Origin of the sequence: Suttonella sp. R2A3 (assembly GCF_021513215.1) — a bacterium.
In the GTDB taxonomy this organism is placed as follows: Bacteria; Pseudomonadota; Gammaproteobacteria; order Cardiobacteriales; family Cardiobacteriaceae; genus JAHUUI01.
Genome location: NZ_CP090975.1, coordinates 57,826 through 78,024, shown reverse-complemented (window position 1 = coordinate 78,024; position 20,199 = coordinate 57,826). Strand labels below are relative to the sequence as shown.

Here is a 20,199-nt window from a genome sequence, read left to right as displayed (position 1 = left end):
CTTAAGCGTGTACGACTGTGCCAACGTCTTCATCGAATACGGCACGTACAATTTCATCGGGCTGGGTCATATCAAACACCACCAACGGCATTTGATTATCACGACACATCACAATCGAGGTCGCATCCATAACTTGTAAACCATCAGTGAGTACTTGCTGATAGCTTAAACGGTCATATTTTACCGCATCAACATGTTGTTTGGGGTCTTTGGAATAAATACCATCGACTTTTGTCGCTTTAAGCATCGCATCAACTTCTAACTCAATCGCACGCAAACTGGCCGCGGAATCGGTGGTGAAAAACGGGTTGCCCGTGCCGGCAGCACAAATAACCACTCGTTTTTTCTCTAGATGGCGAATCGCGCGACGGCGGATAAAACGTTCACACACTTGATCAATACGCAATGCCGACATCACACGCACGTCCATATGAATCTGCTCCATCGCATCTTGTAACGCCAGTGCATTCATGACTGTCGCGAGCATACCCATATTATCGCCGGTGACGCGTTCCATACCTAAAGCGGCCAATTGCGCGCCACGGAACAAATTCCCACCACCGATGACGATTGCCACTTCCACACCGGCCTGATTGAGCGTTTTGACCTCTTTGGCAATACGCCCCACCACCTTAGCATCTAAGCCAAACGACTGCTCGCCCATCAGCGCTTCGCCACTCATTTTCAAGAGAATGCGCTGATACCTTGCTTGCTGCTGTTGCATGATGATTCCTCTTAATTCAATTGGGCGTATTATACCTTTGCCGGCTTAAAAATGCGTGTACGATATCGCCTCATTTCTTACTTTTTGCCGAAAAAATTTAGCACCAAGTAACTTAAACACCTAGCACAAGCCTGTTAACGCACTTTAGCAATCATTTTCTAAGTCAGATTACCGTGCAATACATCCTGATTCATCGCTTAAAACACTTCACACACAAACCCAACCCCAAGGCATAAAAAAACCGCCGATAAACGGCGGTTTTTCAAGATGGGCAAAAGGTTAATTGCCTTTTGCTTGCGCCATCACTTCAGCAACGAAATCAGATGATTCTTTTTCGATGCCTTCGCCAAGTTCAAAACGCACAAAACGCACCACAGTAGCGCCTTTTTCTTTGAGCAATTGTTCAATACTTTGGTCAGGATTCTTGACGAATTTTTGACCCAGTAAAGTAACTTCACTAAAAAGTTTTTTCATCGCGCCTTCCACCATTTTTTCAATGATGTTAGCCGGCTTACCACTTTGTTCTGCTTTTGCGCGGTGGATGTCGTTTTCTTTGTCGATAAAATCTTGTGGCAGTGACGCTCCGTCCACAGCAATCGGATTGCTCGCGGCGATGTGCATCGCCAAATCACGCGCCAATTCCAGATCGTCGTTGCTGATTTCCACTAATACGCCGATTTTCTGCCCGTGCAGGTATGAACCAATCACACCACCACTTGCATTCAACGCTTCAAAACGGCGCACGTTCATGTTTTCACCAATTTTGGCAATCAATTCACGACGTTTTTCATCAACGCTGACGCCAGCGTCAAATTCAGCCGCATTAAGCGCATCCACATCAGCAATACCTTGGGTGCGCACCATATCAGCCAAACGGTTAGCAAAGGCAGTAAAGTCATCACCCATTGCGACAAAATCGGTTTCGCAGTTTGCTTCTAAAATGGTGACTTGTTTGGCATCATCGCTGCTAGAGACAACTAACGCGCCTTCAGCGGCAACACGTCCCGCTTTTTTCTCAGCCTTGGCCAAGCCAGTTTTACGCATGTGCTCAATAGCAGCTTCAATATCGCCACCGGTTTCGGTGAGTGCTTTTTTACACTCCATCATGCCTGCGCCGGTACGTTCGCGCAGTTCTTTTACCATTTGTGCGGTAATCGCCATAATTCTTCTCTCCTGTTTTATTCGCAACCTTAACAGTCACGCAATTAAGCATTCATGAGATCCTGTCAGCACAGCGCACTGACAGGATGGGGTTTTATTCAGCTTTAGGTGCTTCTTCAGCGGATTGTTTTTCCGCTGATGCTTCTTGACTTAGCTGTTCTTCACTCTGTGTTGCTTCAACGTTTTCCGCCAATTCAGCTTCAGCATCGTCGCCACCAGTGGTTACTGAGCGTTTTGCTTCTTCAACGGCATCAGCAACTGCTTCAACATAGAGGCGAATCGCGCGTACAGAGTCATCGTTGCCAGGAATAATGTAGTCCACACCTTCCGTTTTACCGTTGGTATCAACCACGCCAACCACAGGAATACCCAATTTGTTAGCTTCTTTAATCGCGATGTGCTCGTGACCCACATCAACCACAAACAACACATCTGGCAATTGACGCATGTTGCGGATACCGGCCAATGAACGCTCTAATTTATCACGCTCACGACCCAACATAATGACTTCTTTTTTGCCTAATTTCTCAAAAGTCCCGTCGTTTGACATATTCTCGATTTCTTCCAAACGGCGAATCGATTGGCGGATGGTTTTGAAGTTCGTCATCATCCCGCCTAACCAACGGAAGTTAACGTACGGCATACCGCAACGTGAAGCGGCTTTTTGAATCGACTCGGTCGCGCTGCGCTTGGTACCAACAAACATGACACGTCCGCCGTTAGCAACCACTGTGCCAAGGAAATTCAGGGCATCGTTGAGCATCGGAACAGTTTGCTCAAGATCGATGATATGAATGTCACCACGCTTGCCATAAATATAAGGGGCCATTTTTGGGTTCCAAAAACGGGTGCGGTGACCAAAGTGTGCGCCTGCTTCGAACAGGTCGCGCATACTAACTGTACTCATTATAAATTACTCCAAATAACGGAAATATTCGTCAAAGCAGCGTTCACATTAAACATCGCTGTTTTTTCGCAGTATTTCCTAGGGTTTAGCCTCCAAACACCCCACGATTACACTGGTTTAACATCCGTTAAACACAGCACCCGAAATCGTGTGTCGGTATTTGTGTGTTTTTTTATTTGCCTTCCGGCGGTGGGCTTTATACCATAGACAGCTTGTTTTTACCAATAAAAGTTTATGTCGATTATTAAAAAAAGCGCCGAAGATTTAGTCCATATGCGTACCGCAGGCCGGTTTGCAGCCGATGTTTTGGATATGATTACGCCCTATGTTCAACCGGGTGTGAGCACAAGCGAGCTCGATCAACGCTGCCACAGCTATATCACGGATGTGCAAGGTTGCGTACCGGCGTGCTTAGGTTATGGTGATCCACCCTTTCCTGCAGCGACGTGTATTTCAGTCAATCACGTGATCTGTCACGGCATTCCGTCTGAGAAGAAACTTAAAAATGGCGATATCGTCAATATTGATGTCACGGTGATTGAACCTAATGGTTTTCATGGTGACACCAGTCGGATGTTCATCGTTGGTGAAGGAAGCGTACTAGCCAAACGCTTGGTCGATATCACCTACCAAGCAATGTGGCGTGGCATTGAGATCGTGAAACCCGGCACCACCTTGGGCGACATCGGACACGCCATTCAAAGCTTTGCCGAAAAAGAGCGTTTTTCTGTGGTACGCGAATTTTGTGGTCATGGCATTGGCCAACAATTTCATGAAGACCCACAAGTCTTACACTATGGCAGAGCGGGTGAAGGTTTAGTACTCGAAGAAGGCATGACCTTTACGATTGAACCGATGATCAACGCTGGTAAGCGACAACTGAAAATCCTTGGCGACCAATGGACCGCGGTCACCCGCGACCGTTCACTATCCGCACAATGGGAACATATGTTGGCGGTTACCGCTGACGGCTATGAAATCTTTACCTTGAGTGCCAAAGAACGTGAATCTACCGACCTTTCATCCTGAAAACCAAGCAAGCGGTGAAGCGATCGCCAACGCCGCTTGTGAGTTTTTACACGCCCTTGCTGAGGCACAACGCCCATTAATGGCACGACATTTTGATGTCTGTGCCTTATTAGAGCATCAATGCACACAAATCGACACCATCATCAGCGCACTATTTGACCGTGCTTTAGCAGACTATCCGGTCAGTGTAGTCGCCCTTGGTGGTTACGGTCGAAAAGAGCTCTTTCCAGGATCAGACATTGATCTATTGATTTTAGTCGATGAAACAAGCAATGACGCACGCGATCAAGCGATCAGCACCTTCATTCACCTACTCTGGCAATTAGGCCATGACATCGCGCAACATGTCTGCACCGCACAACAATGTTTGGATGATGCTCGTGACGATTTAGACCACCTGACCGCCCTACTCGAAGCACGACTGATCGCTGGTGATGCAGCTGAATTAAACACGGTTATGACCCACCTGCGCGAGCAATGTAGCGCCGCCGATTTCATTCAAGCCAAACTCGATGAGCGCCGCTATCGCGACAGTAAGCAAGAACAAATGGGTCGCTTAGAACCTAATATCAAAATCGCCCCGGGTGGTCTGCGCGATATTCACATGATCGGTTGGATAAACGCCTTTTGCTATCGCAGCCATAGCCATGCCAACCTCATCGACCAAGGGATTTTAACCCAAGAAGAATACGCCGAATTAATAAAATGCCGCGAACGTTTATGGCGTATTCGCTACGCCCTACATTTATTCAGTAAAGGACAAAAAGACCGCCTGTCGTTTGAGCAACAAAAACTGATTGCCAAGCTTTTTGCCTACCAAGACCTGCCCGGCAATCAAGCGATCGAGCAGTTTATGCGCTTTTATTACCGCAACAGCCGTCGTATTCGTCGCATCAACCGTTTGGTTGTAAAAATAATCGAAATCGCGCACGAAAAAGCCGATCCTGGGACGATTATCGACAATTGGTTTTGTTATAAACACCGGCGACTCACTTTGCGTCGCCCCGATGATTTACAAAAACATCCCGAGTTATTGTGGCGTATTTTCCAACGGCTACAAGAGCATCCCAATATAAACGGCTTACATCCTGACCTCGCGCGACAGATCCACCGTGAACGCGACCTAATCATCACTCAAGAATTCCGCCACGATAACGATATCCGTCGTGCCTTTTTGGCAATCTTCAATCACAGCGGCGATGTGCATAAGCAGTTGCGCCGCATGCTGCGCTTTGGGATTTTATACCGCTATATTCCAACGTTCTGGCATACCGTCGGGCGGATGCAATATGATTTATTTCATCAGTTCACCGTCGACCAACACACCCTCCATCTCATTCGTGTGCTAGATAGCTTTAAAGAACCACAAGAGGACTACCCGCAAGCGCACGAACTACTCACTAACTTCCGCGAGCCAGCAACGCTCTATCTCGCCGCATTGTTTCATGATATTGGCAAAGGCTATCACGGTGATCATAGCGATATAGGCGCCGAAATGGCAGCCAATTTTGCCGCTGAAAATGACGCCCTAAACCTTGAGGAGCGCGATTTACTGGTTTTCCTCGTCCGAGAACATCTGAGCTTATCGCTCACTGCCCAGAAAAAAGACCTTACCGATCCTGAAGTGATCAGCGAATTTGCCCGCAAATTCCCTGATCGACGTTATTTAGATGCGCTATATCTCCTAACTATGGCCGATATTACCGCGACCAGTCCGACGCTATGGAACAGCTGGCGTGCCAATCTCCTCTTTACCCTCTACCGGCTTAGCGTCAACGCACTTAAAAACACCCCACCGGATATTGCCGCGCAAATTACCCACGCACAAAACGAGACCTTGGCAGTGCTTGATGCAGACCCTACCGATATCCGTCGCTGCTGGGATAACTTACCAGAGGCATTTTTCTTAAACGAAGAACCGGTGGTGATTGCCGCGAAAACTGTGCATTTACTCGAGCATGGCGTACAACCTGCGGTCAGCCAAACCTTATCCAGTCCACCAAGGCTGTTTATCAGCGCACCAAGCGCCAGTGATATACTCTTTGCCCGCGCCACACACTGTATGGAACGTCACGATCTGGATATCGTCGAAGCCCGCTTATATCGTAGCGAAGATGGTACACTCGCCATCCAGCAATACACCTTAAACGAACAATTCCCGCTCACCGAGAGCCACGTCAGTGCACTGCAACACTTCATCATTAATCAGGAAGCGCCTAAGCCGCTTGGTAAACGCCTCAGTCGCACGCCACTGCAGCATTTCAACACCCACACCAAAATCGACATTGAGCAGGACGCTCAGCACGACCGCACCATTTTGCACTTAACGTGCAAAGACCGTCATGGTCTGCTCTCACTCATCAGTCGCGTCTTTTTAGAACAAGGCATCCATCTTGCGCATGCGAAAATCGCCACCTTAGGTGAGAAAGTCGAAGATACGTTTTACCTTACTGATGCCAATCATCAAGCAATCACGGATACCACCACCCTGCAACAACTCCGAGATCGCTTGCATGAGCTGCTCGATTAGCGTGATGTGAGAATCGGCAAATCAGCCTATCAACGTGGGTTGTGTTAGTTTTATAATAGGCAAAATCACGCAACCAAGCTCGGATCGATTGAATCGCCACCTTGGTTATGTCAACTGGAAAAAGATTTTTAGGAGTGCTTATGAACTGGGGTAGCATTGGCGCGGCTGCGGTCGCTGTATTTTTTATTTGGATGATTTACCGCAACCGTGGCGGCATTAAAGAAATGATGCAACGCAGTAAAGAAGCGCCGCAATATTGGGGGACATTTGCGCTCTTAATGGCTGGCGTGATTGCCTTGGTTTATGTGTTAATCAAGCTCTAAGCACGCAACTATCATGGGATTAGTCGTCGCCACCATTCTGCCAATTTGTTTGGTACTTATTCTCGGACAAGTCTTACGTCGCCTGGATTTTTTGCCGCTAACCTTTTGGGCTGCCAGCGATAAGCTGATTTATTTTGTCCTCTTTCCAGCCTTACTGATTGGCAAAATTGCCGTAGTCGATTTAGCGCAAGTGCCTTGGCAGTCGGTGTTATGGTTCTTACTCGGCTATTTTGTCTTTACCGCCATTTTGGTGGTCGCTTTTGTACGCTTTACAGGCGCAGACTCCAGCGCTCAGAGCAGCGTTTATCAGGCCTTGGTTCGCTTTAACAGCTATGTGTATTTCATCATTATTGCCGCCCTTTGGTCAAATGACACACTGGCGCTGGCTGCGGTCTTTGCCGGACTCGTCATCCCACTGATCAACGTATGCAGCGTCTTAAGCTTTTTCACCCGTCGTGGCGCGCGTATCCCATTAGGCAATATTGCCCATTCATTAATCACCAACCCGTTAATTCTTGGCACATTAGCCGGCTTTCTGTTCAACATTATCGGCATCTCATCGATTTTGCTCGATACCGCTGAACTGCTTGCGCGCCCAGCATTGCCTTTAGCGCTACTATCCATTGGCGCCAATGTGCGCCTAAAATTACTGGTTGAATATTGGGCGCGTGGACAGATTACCTTACTCACTGGCGCCACCCTACTGCGCTTAATTATCGTGCCAGCGCTGGCCTGGCTCCTCGCTTGGGTTATCGGCATTGAGGGTGCGTTGTTAATTGTAGTGATGGTTTTTGCTGCCACACCAACCGCTACCTCGAGCTATATTCTCAGCAAACAGCTTGGTGGTGATGCCGATTTAATGGCGGCAGTGATTAGCCTCCAAACGATTTTGTCGATGCTTACCCTCGCCGGATGGCTGATGCTACTTGAAGTCGCCGCTTAGGCGACTTATCACTCAAGCTGATTAAGAGGCTTGCCGATAAGCCAGTAAACCATCCAGGGCCACGACCAATTCTGTGGGAATATCCACACGTAGATGCCCTAAAGTCGGGTCATCTGCCCCTGCGGCACGAATAAAGAAATATTCTGCCGGCCCAAGATGTTTCTCTGGGTCATAACCTTCAAGACGTGTGCGCAGTAAACGGTGCAACGCCAGCTGATAAATCACGGCTTGCAGCCAATAATGATGCTCATCCATCGCTTCAATCATTTTGGCTTCACAATAATCGCTGGCCTCATAACCTAGATGGTTGGATTTGTAATCCACCACATGATAACGCCCGTTATGGCGATAGACTAAATCGATTTCTCCGCGTAAAAATCCGTATAAACGCTGGTCGTTGGCATTGAGTTGAACCGGCTTACCCCACTGGGCAAAAAGCGCATTAATCTCTCTAATCGGCAGTCGATCACGTGAATTGAGTGATAACGAAAAGCCTAACTCACGCTGTTGGTCAGCCTTTGCCAACTGCGCCAAGCTTAACCCACCAATTAATCGGCTATCCACCAACTGCTTAAGCCAGCTTTCTAAGCCAGTAATCTCTGACTCATACATACTGAGCAAATGATATTTATCCAGCAATCGCGTGAGCAATACTGACCAATGCGCGGCATATTGCCCATCGACCTTTTCTAACACTTCATGCAAAAACGAACCTGCCTCAGTACCGCGTGCAAAGCGAAATGGGAGCGCAACATTGTCATACTCAGCCGCCTCTTGCGTTTCACCATGTAGTTCAAAAGCGCGGTCATCGTACACGGCCAATGCCTCATCACGTACCAGCAAGCGATTGAGCGCACTAAAGCTGGTTTTACGCCAACCGCTCGCCTTGGGCTCTTGGAGAGGATTAAGCAGAGGCTCGACAACTTCTTGCGCAACATTGCTTTCTAAAGGCTGGTCTTGACTGATACACCCAGCAAGCGTTTCTTCATCAGCGCGCAGTGCGTAGCTTGCCTGCTCACTTGTTGCTGCTAAATCTGTAATCGCATCAATGCTCCTGTCTTGATACACCACCACCAATAAATCTTCAGCACGGGTGAGCGAGACATAGATTAAACGCTGCTGCTCAGCTTTCGCTTCTTGCTCAATCTGTGGCGCATACCGTGGATCTTTAGGTGTCGCGCTTAGATAGAGCGTATTGTCTTGATGCAATGTGCCAACCGAAAACTGGTTTGATCGATTAGAGGGATTGGGCGCAACCACAATCACCACCGGCGCCTGTAAGCCTTTAGCCTTATGGATGGTCATCAACCGCACCGCATCAACGCCTGGCAGTGGTGGGCATAATGCCCATTCATTGTTGGGTGGTTCATCGAGCCGCTCACGCCACCAATCAATAAATTGGCGCGGACGCAACCGCTGCTCATGATCAGCAATCACCTGCTGTAATGCGCGCAAATCCAATAAATCGCGAAAACATTGCGGTGCTTGTTGCGCAGCAAGCTGCGTCCACACACTACGTCCAAGGTGATTTTTTTGTGGAAGCAACGATTGTAGCGCACTCAATAAACCATGCTCCCGCCAGATAGCGCCCGCTTCTTGGAAACGCTGCCGTAAATCATCCCAGCGCCAATGTTTACTGGTATCGCTTTCTAAGGCATAAAGCTCATGATAATCGAGCCCATATAATGGCCCACAGAGCACGCGACGTAATAAGCCGCTGTGTTCGGAAGAAAGCATCGCCTGCATCAATGCTAGTAACTCCTCAGCCATCGTTTGCTCAAATAAATTATGATCCGCTTGACGTTCGGTCGCAATATGATTAGCGTTGAGTAACGCTTCAATTTCTTTGAGCTTATTATTACCACTGGCCAGAATCAAAATATCCTGACCCCGAATTGTGGTAAGCGTTCCGTCTTCATTTTGACGGATATACTGGCTATGCGGATCAGTAAGACGTTGTACCACCTCAAGCACCTGTTCAAGCGCTTGCCCAGCATCCTTACTCTTTAACCATAATAGTGGCGCTTGAATATTCCCACCTTCACGGTTGAGTATAGCTCGCAGACGATCATTGCTATGCTTCGCCTGCATCTTCTGATAGCTAATATCTTCACCAAGGGCATCTGTTGCTGTGTGCGCATAGGCTTCATTGAGCGCTTCGATCAAGCGATGGGCAGAACGAAAGTTGGTATCAAGTGTATAACGCTGCGCCGGATCAATTTTATTGCGTAACTGACGAAAGTTCGCCACATCGCTGCCCCGAAAACCATAAATCGCCTGCTTGGGGTCACCCACCATCAAGAAAAAGCCCGAGACGTTATCGCGAAAATACACGCGCTCTAATAAAGCGCTCTGTTCTGCGTTCAAATCTTGCGCTTCATCGACCAGGATCACTGGGTAACGCTGTGCAATATAGGCAACCAACGCCTCACCTTGTTTACCATGAAGCGCAGCGCTGAGCTGATCACGTAACGCGTCAAAGGTAGTTTCACCGGCTTGTTGTAATACATCGGGCAAATGTTCACGTACATACTGCACATTATCGATAACGCTTTGTGCCTGCAAAATATCCGCTGCTTGTTCAAGCTGTTGCTGTTGTTCGACAAAAGCACGCAAAGTAACCAGCAACCGATGTTCACTAATCCTCTTACGGTAGTCATCTGGAGCAGCTTTGTTGAATACGCTACTTTCTGGGTCGGTGGCATTTATAATATTTCTCGCCAGCCCTTTGAATGTAACAACAACTAAACCTTGCTGAGCATCACAGAACAAATTGGGCAGCTCATGGTAATAGCTAGCCAACGAACCATTACGACCACTCAACCATTTCTGCCGCTTACCGTCATCAAGTAACATCACCAATTCAGCGACATCGTTCTCATCAAAGCGTTGCAATGCGTCAATGCTCGAGCGCCATACCTCACGGTCAAAGTCCTGCTTAGGGACCCGTAAAAACGGTGCATAGCCATAACCGAGGGCACTTTTGCTGGTATCGGTGTATTTGTCGAGTGCTAAGGTGTTTTTCTGATCTAAATGATTCAGTAATTCAGGATTCTCTCTCGCCTGCTGCTGATAAAATTGGCGAAGATGGTGATGGGTGAGTTGCTCTAATGCTTGAGTTTCGGTATTGATTTGAATACGGCTTACGCCACTTTCTAACGCCAGCTCTCGCAACCAACGTTGAAATAAACTATCAAGCGTCCCAATAAAGAGCTTATCCACATCAACCAATGCTAATGAGCAATAGGTATAGGCCTCAATCAGCCCATGGATACCTTGATTGGCTGCGTTGATTAATAAATGTCGATTAATATGGTCTTCGGCAGCCTGTTGCTGATCACCTGCCTGAAGGACAAGCTGATCTAAATAGGCCTCGATTCGTGCGCTCAGCCCGTCATCGCCTAAAAAAGTGTTGTCTTGCTGATAGTTTAAAAAGATCGAAACCAACAAGCCTCGCAAATGTGCCAACCGTTCAGCCACGCGCGTTTGCATCTCACTTGCGGCCGCTCTAGTAAAAGTAGTGGCAATAATTTCTCGCGGTTCACGCTTATCTTCAACCAATAAACGCAATAATATCCCACTTAGCGTCCAGGTTTTCCCAGTCCCAGCTGATGCTTCAATAAGGGCTTTACCTTTTAGAGCAATGTTTAGAGCGGGAATCTGCGTCATAAGGTATTACTCGCCTGTGCTATTTCGTTAAATAATCGGTACTGTTAGCTTATCGCTTTGTTTGTGAGCTAACCGTGCACTGAGCCTGTAAGTCTAGCACGCTCATTGCTTTAAATGATCATCGATTTTGCTACAGATCACTATAAATGATAGCGCCGCCAACGCTTGGGATCTTGCTGCTCACCAGGCTGCCCCCAAATGCCAAGTTTTTGTGCTTTAGCGATCCGCTCAGCAGAGTAATACGCATCAGGGGTATCGTCGCCTCTATAGGCGACTGCTGCACCACGGGTAATCATTAGTAAATTAATATCTTGCTCACCGACATACACCGTAGCCAGCACCCGCTGATACACATCAAGTCCATGAGTGCGCAAGGTCAGTTCATCACTAAGTAGCTCAGTTAATACGTCTTTGCTACGTGCACCCCAAGGTGCTTGCCCCATCTCAGGCGCATCAATACCGAGCAAACGTACCCGCCACTGCTCTTGATCGCAACGAACATGAATACTGTCGCCATCATCAATCCATAATAAACGACAATCATATTGTGTATTAATGCCCACTTTTGGTGGTAAAACTGACGCATCAAAATCCGCCAGTAATCCACGATCCCAGGCATAAGCGGCAATCAGAATCAACAACACGCCGCTAACCAGCAGCACAAATCCGCTGCCGGCAAATGAAAACAGCGCCCTAAGGCGCTGTTTGATCGATCGAAACCGATAGTTCGTCATTAGAAATCAACGCGTTCGCGCAATTCTTTACCCGCACGGAAATACGGGATAGATTTTGCTGGCACCTTGACCGATTCACCGGTTTTCGGATTTCGCCCGACTCGAGCATCGCGATAATGCAATGAAAAACTGCCAAAACCGCGAATCTCAACACGATCACCTTTTTCTAAGGTTTGACAGATTTTTTCGATGATGAGTTTCACCGATTCTTCCACATCTTGCGCACGCATCTCAGGATAACGCAAAGTCAAACGTTCGATAAGTTCTGATTTAGTCATAGTGGAATCTCCTTGCAGACAGGTAAAGGTGGCGAGCGAGTCGCCACCACAATCATTAATCGTCAGCGTTTAATTCTTTGAAAATATCGCCGAGCGAGGTGCCTGATTGGCTGTCTTTACGGGTATAGTCTTGAATCGCTGCTTTCTCTTCTGCCACATCTTTCGCACGGATAGAGAGGCTGAAGTTCTTATGCTTACGATCAACATTAATGACTTTCGCTTCCACTTCATCACCAACGCTTAAGATTTTGCTCAAATCTTCAACACGTTCGATCGCTGCTTCTGCGGCTTTCAATGTACCGGTAATCTCATCGGTAAGCTGGATAACTGCTTGACGCTCATCCACTTCAACCACATGACCAGTAACCAATGAACCACGGCCATTAGCGCTGGCAAATTGTGAGAAGGTGTCTTGGGTGAGTTGTTTTACACCGAGTGAAATACGCTCACGCTCGGCATCAATTGCCAAGATAACCGCTTCGATATCCTGACCTTTTTGATACGCACGAACCGCTTCTTCACCAGCCTCATCCCAAGAAAGGTCAGACAAGTGAATCAAACCGTCGATACCGCCATCTAAACCGATGAATACACCGAAGTCAGTAATCGACTTAATTTGACCGTTTACATGATCGCCTTTGTTGAAATTCTTCTCAAACTCTTGCCAAGGGTTCGCTTGACACTGCTTCATACCGAGTGAAATACGACGACGTTCACCATCGATTTCCAAGATCATCACTTCAACTTCTTGGCCAACGGCTACAAATTTACGTGGGTTAACGTTTTTGTTCGTCCAATCCATTTCAGACACGTGAACTAAGCCTTCCACGCCGTCTTCGATTTCAACAAACGCACCGTAATCCGCGATATTGGTGACTTTACCGCTGGTTTTGCTATCCATTGGATAACGCTCAGCGATGTCACCCCAAGGATCCGCACCAAGCTGTTTCAAGCCGAGTGATACACGAGCGCGCTCACGATCGAACTTCAATACTTTAACTTCTACTTCGTCGCCGATGTTAACGACTTCTGATGGGTACTTAATACGCTTCCACGCCATATCGGTAATGTGCAACAAGCCGTCCACACCACCAAGATCCAAGAATGCGCCGTAGTCAGTGAGGTTTTTAACCACTGCTTTGACCACATCACCTTCTTGCAAGTTTTTAAGGATTTCTTCGCGCTCAGCACGGTATTCATGCTCAAGCACCGCGCGACGTGAAATCACGATATTATTACGGCGTTGATCAAGCTTAATCACCTTAAACTCAATCTCTTTGCCTTCGATTTGTCCTGGATCTTTAACCGGACGTACGTCAACCAAAGAACCTGGCAAGAACGCTTTAACGCCTTCCACATCCACAGTAAAGCCGCCTTTAACGCGACCAGACACCAAGCCAGTAACGGTTTCTTCATCGTTGAATTTTTGCTCCAACACTTCCCAAGTACGGATGCGTTGTGCTTTTTCGTGTGAAATACGGGTTTCACCGAAACCATCTTCAAGGGCTTCTAATGCCACTTCCACTTCATCACCAACCGCGATGGTCATCTCGCCTTGATCATTAGTGAATTGTTCTAAAGGAATGAAGCCTTCTGATTTTAGGCCTGCGTTGAGAACAACGAAATCTTTTCCGATTTCAACAACTTCTGCCTTAATAATTGAACCCGGCTTGAGTTCTGTGTTTTCGATACTTTTTTCAAAAAGTTCTGCAAATGTTTCTGCCATGAATAAAAATCTCTGGTTGAATAAATAAATTAACGAATAAACTCGCTCACCAAGCTTTTCACCTTGCTGAGCACACTTTCAATCGACAAAGCACCCGTGTCGATGACCACCGCATCCGAAGCTGGTTTGAGCGGCGCGACTGCCCGGTTAGAATCACGCGCATCACGCGCGGCAATCTCGGCAGTCAGGCGCGATAAATTAACACAATCACCTTTTTCTTTCAACTGCTTATAGCGTCTTTGCGCGCGAACCTCTGCTGAAGCGGTGAGATAAATCTTGAGTGGGGCTTGCGGAAAGACCACAGTCCCCATATCGCGGCCATCAGCAACCAGAGGTTCATCAGCAGCAAAATCACGCTGTTTATCGAGTAACGCCGCACGAATTTCGGGTTTTGCTGCCAATTCAGAAGCCATCGCCGCACAGTCTTCATTACGCAACGCACTGGTCACATCCTCACCATTGAGTAACACGGCCACGCCAGTATCAGTGGTGGCAAAATCAATTGACAGACGCGCCAATAAATCGGTTTGTGCCTGTGTATCACCGTCACGCAGATCTTCGCGTAATACCGCTAAAGCCAACAATCGATAGAGCGCGCCACTGTCTAAATACGCCCAGCCCAAATCGCGCGCTAAGGCTTGACACAACGTACCCTTGCCAACCCCACTTGGGCCATCAACGGTAATCACTTTACGCATCATTCACCTCGATGTGCATCCCCAACGAAACCGCGAGTTCGCGAAAATTCGGGAAAGAAGATGCGACTGTGGCGCAGTTGTTAATCGTAATCGGCTCACGCGCAACTACCCCGGCAACCGCAAAACTCATCGCAATACGATGATCACCATCGCTATCGATCGTTGCCCCACCAAGTAATCCTCCACCTTCGATCGTCAAGCTAGATTCACCTTCATCACAGCGTACACCGCACGCCTGTAATCCAGCAGCCATAACCGCCAAACGATCACTTTCTTTTACCCGCAGCTCGGCCAAATCAGTCGCGCGCGTCACCCCTTGTGCACACGCTGCCGCAACAAAAATCACTGGAAACTCATCGATGGCGATCGGCACAAGGCGCGGATCAATGGTAATACCGCGCAGTTGCGAAGATTTAACCCGTAAATCCGCTACCGGTTCACCACCACTTTCACGCGCATTAAGTATGGTAATATCGCCACCCATTGCCTGCAAAATATCAATCACAGCGGCGCGGGTTGGGTTCATCCCGACATTGTGAATGAGCACATCCGCTTGTGGGGCAATCAACGCTGCAACGATGAAAAACGCCGCCGATGAGACATCGCCCGGCACAACCACTTCTCTGCCGCGCAAACGCTGTCCACCTTCAATACCAATCGTTGTCCCATCAATAATTAAATCGACACCAAAACCCTGTAGCATGCGTTCGCTATGATCTCGGCTCACCCCGCAATCGTGCAGCATCGTTCGCCCTTGCGCATATAAGCCCGCAAACAGTAAACACGATTTTAATTGCGCACTGGCGACTGGCAAAGCATAGTCAATACCGCGTAACTGTGCTGCTTGAATGGCAATAGGCGCGGTACCGGTTTCACTGGTGTGGATACGTGCACCCATTTTGTTTAGAGGTTCAGTCACCCGAGCCATCGGGCGGCGCATTAATGAATGATCACCGACTAATACGCTATCAAAAGCTTGTCCGGCAAGAACCCCTGCCATCAAGCGCATACTGGTACCGGAATTACCCACGTCCAACGCCTGATCAGGTGCTTCTAAACCCTGCAAACCCTGACCCTCGATCGTCACTTTGCCTTCACCATGGTGATGAATCGGCACGCCCATCGCTTGAAAAGCGTGCATGGTGGCGAGACAGTCTTCACCTTCGAGAAAACCGCTCACTTCGCTCACCCCTTCAGCCAACGCACCGAGCATAATCGCGCGATGAGAAATCGATTTATCCCCTGGCACAGTGATCTCACCATTAAGCGCATCCGCCGGCGCTGTGCGCCAACAATTGTTTGCCGTCATCGTCTTCCCTTTATGATTCGTTGTCTAACTGATAATGTGCATCACGCGCACGTTTAGCCGCGAGAAACAGCGCCTCGATACGCTCGCCATCGCCATCGTCGAGCAACTGTTCAAAGGCGACCAGACGGCTACGGTAATTCGCGATTAGGCGCTTTAGAACCTCTGGATTATGTAAACACACATCGCGCCACATCACCGGACTACTTGAGGCAATACGCGTAAAATCACGAAAGCCTCCCGCCGCGTAAGAAAATATCTCTTCATGGTGTAAATCTTTTTTGAGCATATCGACCAACAGATAGGCCAACACATGCGGTAGATGACTGGTCGCCCCTAACACCTCATCATGATCATCGATAGATAGGAAGCTCACGAGTGCACCAGTCGCGTGCCACATACGACTCACCACACCTAAAGCCGCATCATCGGTTTCGGGCAATGTGGTCACAATGACTTTGTGCTGATGAAACAAGTCAGCGGCCGCGGCGCCAACCCCGCTTCGTTCACGTCCAGCGATCGGATGACCCGGCACAAACCACGCTGGCACCTCACCATAAGCCTCACGCATCGCTGCTAACACAGAACCTTTGGTGCTACCAACATCCGTAACCACCACCCCTGCACGCAAATCCAAATCATGTAAGCCCTGACACACGCTAAATAGCGCATCAACCGGTGTGGCTAAAACAATCACATCCGCACGCGTTAAGTCAGACCACTCACCAATCTCATCAATAACGCCTAAATCAAGCGCTTGATGCAATGCACCACGACTTTGATCCACGCCAATCACTGCATCCACCACAGCAGCTTTTTTTAACGCCAGCGCTAATGATCCACCGATCAAACCGACGCCAACGATCGCTACGGTGCCTAATGAAGCTTGTTCACTCATGAGAGACTCCTAACCAAGCGGATAACCATCAATGTTATGCTGAAATCAACCATCGTATCGACTTAGGTCAGCACCGAAGTTGGGTAAGAACCAAGCACCTTAAACAAACTCGCCTCACCACGAAGTTCTTCAAACAATGCAGCCAAATTGGGCTGGTCACGATGGCCTTCCAAATCGATGAAAAAAACATACTCCCACATTCCTTTGCGACTTGGGCGAGATTCAATCCGTGTCATATTGACGCCGTGGCGTGAAATCGGCTCAAGCAAGCGGAACAATAAGCCTGGCTGGTTATGTGAAGAAACTAAAATCGTGGTTTTATCTTTACCGGATGCTTCAATCGTCTGCCGGCCAATGACAATAAAGCGTGTGGTGTTGTTATCATCGTCTTCGATGCTCGTAAAAAGAATCGGCATCTCGTAGCGCTCTGCCGCCATTTTGCCGGCTATCGCTGCCGCTTTGGTATCCGTCTTAGCCAGTTTTGCCGCCTCAGCATTACTCGATACCTGAATTTGCTCGGCATTGGGCAGGTGCTCGTTGAGCCAGGCGCGACATTGCGCGATCGATTGCCCATGTGAATAGACACGCTCAATCTCCGCTGGATCCTGGGCAAACGTGAGTAAATTCTGGCTAATACGCAACTGAACTTCGCCACAAATATCCAACGAAGAATGGACGAACATATCAAGCGTATGGGTAACCATTCCTTCGGTGGAATTTTCAACTGGCACAATCCCATAATGGCAATCGCCGTGCTCAACTGCTTTAAACACATCCCCAATACTGCGTTTGGGTTGCGTGCACACACTATGGCCAAATTGTTTGAGTGCGGCAGATTCGGTAAACGTGCCTTCAGGACCAAGGTAAGCGATTTGTAGTGGTTGCTCAAGCGCCAGGCATGCGGACATTATTTCGCGGAATAACCGTGCCACTTCTTGATCAGATAAAGGCCCTTGGTTGAGCATTTGGATCCGCTCAAGGACTTGTCGCTCACGCTCAGGACGATAAAAGACAATCTGCTCGCCTTCATTAACCCGCTTTACTTCACCAACCTGCTGCGCACAGCGCGCTCGTGCTGATAACGCGTTTAAAATCTCTGCATCAAGTGCGTTGATTTTTTCGCGCAACGTTTCTAAAGAGGGTTTGGCGTTGTCTGTCATATCGTCTCTCTCAAGGCTTTCTTTTTGGCATTAACATTATAATCAAAACGATTAAGCCCCTGTGACCTTAAAATGACAGCCACCGACGTTCAATGATTAGCGGTAATGTAATTGCCCATTAAGTAATGGATCAACCGATGTATCTGATGCACCTTCAGCGCCATCAACTTCTCGCCAACGCCAAGCATCGGTGCGCTCAAGCATCGCTAAAGCAAGTTTATTATTCAAATCATGCCCAGATTTATAGCCAACATACCAACCGCGAATTGGCGCACCTATGAGGTACAGATCACCCATGGCATCGAGCAATTTATGACGGGCGAATTCATCATCGTAGCGCAGGCCACGTTCGTTCATCACCCGAAATTCATCGACCACAACCGCATTATCTAAGCTGCCACCAAGCGCCAATCCATTACTGTGTAAATATTCAATATCTTGCAAAAAGCCAAAGGTTCGCGCGCGACTAATTTCATGCACGTAGTCTTGGGTATTCACATCTAAACGAATATGCGCGTTGCGATAACGGAACACCGGATGGGTAAAATCAATCGTGAAATCAAAACGCATGCCATTAAACGGCACTAAACGCGCCCATTTATCACCATCGCGCACTTCAATCGGCTCGAGAATCTCCATGAAGCGTTTAGCCGCATCTTGTTCTTGAATGCCGGCTTGCTGCAATAAATAGACAAAAGGCGCAGCAGAGCCGTCCATAATCGGAATTTCCGGCGCACTGACTTCGATGATAATATTATCAATGCCCAAACCATAGAGCGCAGACATAAGGTGTTCGATGGTGGCCACGCGGACGTTATCAGCATTAACCAACGCGGTACACAGCATCGTATCGCGCACCAAATCGGCATTTGCTGGAATCTCAACCGCCGGGGTCAAATCACTGCGACGAAAAACAATTCCGCTATCAATCGGCGCTGGTAATAAGCGCATATCGACACGGTTTCCGCTATGTAAACCAATACCCGAACCGTCTACCGGACGGCGAATGGTTTTTTGTCTGAGCATCGATTTAAACCTTAGTCCGTAAAATAGCCGGGATATTCAGATTAATGTAATCATCGTCATCGGCTGGCTCGCTAATCGCATTACCATCAGAACCCTCATCCACCGGATCACTACCAATCCCAGTAGCAACCACGGTCACGCGGAAGGTATCACCAAGCTCTTCATCAATCATCAAGCCGAGCTTCACGTTGACCAAGTCTTCATCAATCAAGCTATTGATCAACTCACCAACGGCAATATATTCGCTTTTCTTCATCGAGGCATTCGCGCTGACGTTCACCAACAAGCCGCGTGCGCGCGACAAATCGATATTTTCCAACAGTGGTGAAGAAATGGCTTTCTCAGTCGCCGCCCGTGCACGGTCTTCACCTTCAGCCTCACCAGTGCCCATCATTGCGATCCCACGTTCGCTCATAATGGTTTTCACGTCTTCAAGGTCCATATTGATCAGACCATCGCGCTGAATCACGTTCGCCAAGCTTAGAACGCCGTTTTTCAACACATCATCAACGGTTTTAAACGAATCCAATAATGGCGCATCATCATCCATCACTGCGGAAATTCGATCGTTCGGGATCACAATCAAACAATCGACGGATTTTTTCAACTGCTCTAAGCCGGCTTCAGCTTTCTGCATCCGCTTAGCGCCTTCAAAGTGGAACGGTTTGGTGACGATCGCTACAGTTAGAATCCCCATATCGCGAGCAATTTCACCAATTACAGGTGCGGCACCAGTCCCGGTACCACCACCCATACCCGCCGCAACGAACACCATATCGGCACCAGCTAAGACTTCTTGAATGCGTTCGCGGTCTTCTTCTGCCGCACGGCGACCTACTTCGGGTTTAGAGCCTGCACCCAAGCCGCGGGTGGTTTGCACGCCAAGTTGTAATTTGGTTTGAATCGGGCTTTTTTGCAGCACTTGCATATCGGTATTCGCGCTGATCAATTCAACGCCTTCAAAGTCAAAATCCATCATTTGCCGAACTGCGTTACAGCCGCCACCGCCAACGCCGATGACTTTAATCAGCACATGACGCATATTTTCTTGTTCATCCATTAATTCAAAAGCCATAGAGTCCTCTGC

17 protein-coding genes are annotated in these 20,199 nt (G+C 48.3%); 4 read left to right on the top strand and 13 right to left on the bottom strand.

Features of this window, described 5'->3' with window-relative positions:
• Window position 1: 1 nt before the first annotated feature.
• The 3 genes from pyrH to rpsB all read right to left on the bottom strand — a co-directional run bounded on the left by pyrH (window position 2) and on the right by rpsB (window position 2,792).
• The gene (gene pyrH, locus L0B52_RS00385; protein WP_260088642.1) at window positions 2-724 is read right to left on the bottom strand and encodes a UMP kinase; all 723 of its coding nucleotides are present in this window, start codon (window positions 722-724) and stop codon (window positions 2-4) included.
• Window positions 725-1,003: 279 nt separating this feature from the next.
• A complete protein-coding gene (tsf, locus tag L0B52_RS00380; RefSeq protein ID WP_235064567.1) occupies window positions 1,004-1,885 on the bottom strand; it encodes a translation elongation factor Ts in 882 nt (293 codons plus the stop codon).
• Between the two features lie 94 nt (window positions 1,886-1,979).
• Window positions 1,980-2,792, bottom strand: coding sequence for a 30S ribosomal protein S2 (gene rpsB, locus L0B52_RS00375; RefSeq protein ID WP_235064566.1), 813 nt, complete (start codon window positions 2,790-2,792; stop codon window positions 1,980-1,982).
• Between the two features lie 234 nt (window positions 2,793-3,026).
• Between rpsB and map the strand changes: the two genes are divergently transcribed.
• The 4 genes from map (at window position 3,027) to L0B52_RS00355 (ending at window position 7,617) form a co-directional block, all read left to right on the top strand.
• Window positions 3,027-3,821, top strand: a complete 795-nt coding sequence (gene map, locus L0B52_RS00370) for a type I methionyl aminopeptidase (protein ID WP_235064565.1) — start codon at window positions 3,027-3,029, stop codon at window positions 3,819-3,821.
• Window positions 3,796-6,351, top strand: coding sequence for a [protein-PII] uridylyltransferase (glnD, locus tag L0B52_RS00365; RefSeq protein ID WP_235064564.1), 2,556 nt, complete (start codon window positions 3,796-3,798; stop codon window positions 6,349-6,351). Before map ends, glnD begins: the two co-directional genes overlap by 26 nt.
• A gap of 140 nt (window positions 6,352-6,491) precedes the next feature.
• Window positions 6,492-6,674, top strand: a complete 183-nt coding sequence (locus L0B52_RS00360; RefSeq protein WP_235064563.1) for a hypothetical protein — start codon at window positions 6,492-6,494, stop codon at window positions 6,672-6,674.
• 13 nt (window positions 6,675-6,687) lie between these two features.
• Window positions 6,688-7,617 (top strand): AEC family transporter, encoded by a 930-nt coding sequence (locus tag L0B52_RS00355; protein WP_235064562.1) that lies wholly within the window; start codon window positions 6,688-6,690, stop codon window positions 7,615-7,617.
• Window positions 7,618-7,638: 21 nt separating this feature from the next.
• Here L0B52_RS00355 and L0B52_RS00350 read toward each other — a convergent pair whose 3' ends face one another.
• The 10 genes from L0B52_RS00350 to ftsZ form a co-directional block, all read right to left on the bottom strand.
• Entirely contained in the window at window positions 7,639-11,286 is a 3,648-nt protein-coding gene (locus L0B52_RS00350) for a UvrD-helicase domain-containing protein (protein WP_235064561.1), read from the bottom strand.
• A gap of 140 nt (window positions 11,287-11,426) precedes the next feature.
• Entirely contained in the window at window positions 11,427-12,020 is a 594-nt protein-coding gene (locus tag L0B52_RS00345) for a thermonuclease family protein (RefSeq protein ID WP_235064560.1), read from the bottom strand.
• Window positions 12,020-12,298, bottom strand: a complete 279-nt coding sequence (locus tag L0B52_RS00340; protein WP_235064559.1) for an integration host factor subunit beta — start codon at window positions 12,296-12,298, stop codon at window positions 12,020-12,022. Before L0B52_RS00340 ends, L0B52_RS00345 begins: the two co-directional genes overlap by 1 nt.
• Window positions 12,299-12,353: 55 nt before the next feature.
• Entirely contained in the window at window positions 12,354-14,024 is a 1,671-nt protein-coding gene (rpsA, locus tag L0B52_RS00335; protein ID WP_235064558.1) for a 30S ribosomal protein S1, read from the bottom strand.
• Between the two features lie 29 nt (window positions 14,025-14,053).
• Window positions 14,054-14,722: a (d)CMP kinase gene (gene cmk / locus L0B52_RS00330; RefSeq protein ID WP_311195356.1), complete on the bottom strand. Its 669-nt coding sequence runs from the start codon at window positions 14,720-14,722 to the stop codon at window positions 14,054-14,056.
• Entirely contained in the window at window positions 14,715-16,031 is a 1,317-nt protein-coding gene (gene aroA, locus L0B52_RS00325) for a 3-phosphoshikimate 1-carboxyvinyltransferase (protein WP_235064556.1), read from the bottom strand. Before aroA ends, cmk begins: the two co-directional genes overlap by 8 nt.
• Window positions 16,032-16,041: 10 nt before the next feature.
• Window positions 16,042-16,926 (bottom strand): prephenate dehydrogenase/arogenate dehydrogenase family protein, encoded by an 885-nt coding sequence (locus L0B52_RS00320; protein WP_235064555.1) that lies wholly within the window; start codon window positions 16,924-16,926, stop codon window positions 16,042-16,044.
• Between the two features lie 62 nt (window positions 16,927-16,988).
• Window positions 16,989-18,086 (bottom strand): prephenate dehydratase, encoded by a 1,098-nt coding sequence (gene pheA / locus L0B52_RS00315; protein WP_235064554.1) that lies wholly within the window; start codon window positions 18,084-18,086, stop codon window positions 16,989-16,991.
• Between the two features lie 96 nt (window positions 18,087-18,182).
• On the bottom strand, window positions 18,183-19,112 hold the full coding sequence (lpxC, locus tag L0B52_RS00310) for a UDP-3-O-acyl-N-acetylglucosamine deacetylase (RefSeq protein ID WP_235064553.1): 930 nt from the start codon (window positions 19,110-19,112) through the stop codon (window positions 18,183-18,185).
• 4 nt (window positions 19,113-19,116) lie between these two features.
• Window positions 19,117-20,187: a cell division protein FtsZ gene (ftsZ, locus tag L0B52_RS00305; RefSeq protein WP_235064552.1), complete on the bottom strand. Its 1,071-nt coding sequence runs from the start codon at window positions 20,185-20,187 to the stop codon at window positions 19,117-19,119.
• Window positions 20,188-20,199: the final 12 nt, after the last annotated feature.

What these genes read in the sequence shown, in the direction of transcription:
- rpsA (WP_235064558.1), bottom strand. Translation starts at nt 14,024, where the DNA reads ATGGCAGAAACATTTGCAGAACTTTTTGAAAAAAGTATCGAAAACACA.
- L0B52_RS00355 (WP_235064562.1), top strand. Translation starts at nt 6,688, where the DNA reads ATGGGATTAGTCGTCGCCACCATTCTGCCAATTTGTTTGGTACTTATT.
- L0B52_RS00320 (WP_235064555.1), bottom strand. Translation starts at nt 16,926, where the DNA reads ATGAGTGAACAAGCTTCATTAGGCACCGTAGCGATCGTTGGCGTCGGT.
- aroA (WP_235064556.1), bottom strand. Translation starts at nt 16,031, where the DNA reads ATGACGGCAAACAATTGTTGGCGCACAGCGCCGGCGGATGCGCTTAAT.
- lpxC (WP_235064553.1), bottom strand. Translation starts at nt 19,112, where the DNA reads ATGCTCAGACAAAAAACCATTCGCCGTCCGGTAGACGGTTCGGGTATT.
- rpsB (WP_235064566.1), bottom strand. Translation starts at nt 2,792, where the DNA reads ATGAGTACAGTTAGTATGCGCGACCTGTTCGAAGCAGGCGCACACTTT.
- pheA (WP_235064554.1), bottom strand. Translation starts at nt 18,086, where the DNA reads ATGACAGACAACGCCAAACCCTCTTTAGAAACGTTGCGCGAAAAAATC.
- tsf (WP_235064567.1), bottom strand. Translation starts at nt 1,885, where the DNA reads ATGGCGATTACCGCACAAATGGTAAAAGAACTGCGCGAACGTACCGGC.
- pyrH (WP_260088642.1), bottom strand. Translation starts at nt 724, where the DNA reads ATGCAACAGCAGCAAGCAAGGTATCAGCGCATTCTCTTGAAAATGAGT.
- ftsZ (WP_235064552.1), bottom strand. Translation starts at nt 20,187, where the DNA reads ATGGCTTTTGAATTAATGGATGAACAAGAAAATATGCGTCATGTGCTG.
- L0B52_RS00340 (WP_235064559.1), bottom strand. Translation starts at nt 12,298, where the DNA reads ATGACTAAATCAGAACTTATCGAACGTTTGACTTTGCGTTATCCTGAG.
- L0B52_RS00360 (WP_235064563.1), top strand. Translation starts at nt 6,492, where the DNA reads ATGAACTGGGGTAGCATTGGCGCGGCTGCGGTCGCTGTATTTTTTATT.
- L0B52_RS00350 (WP_235064561.1), bottom strand. Translation starts at nt 11,286, where the DNA reads ATGACGCAGATTCCCGCTCTAAACATTGCTCTAAAAGGTAAAGCCCTT.
- L0B52_RS00345 (WP_235064560.1), bottom strand. Translation starts at nt 12,020, where the DNA reads ATGACGAACTATCGGTTTCGATCGATCAAACAGCGCCTTAGGGCGCTG.
- cmk (WP_311195356.1), bottom strand. Translation starts at nt 14,722, where the DNA reads ATGCGTAAAGTGATTACCGTTGATGGCCCAAGTGGGGTTGGCAAGGGT.
- map (WP_235064565.1), top strand. Translation starts at nt 3,027, where the DNA reads ATGTCGATTATTAAAAAAAGCGCCGAAGATTTAGTCCATATGCGTACC.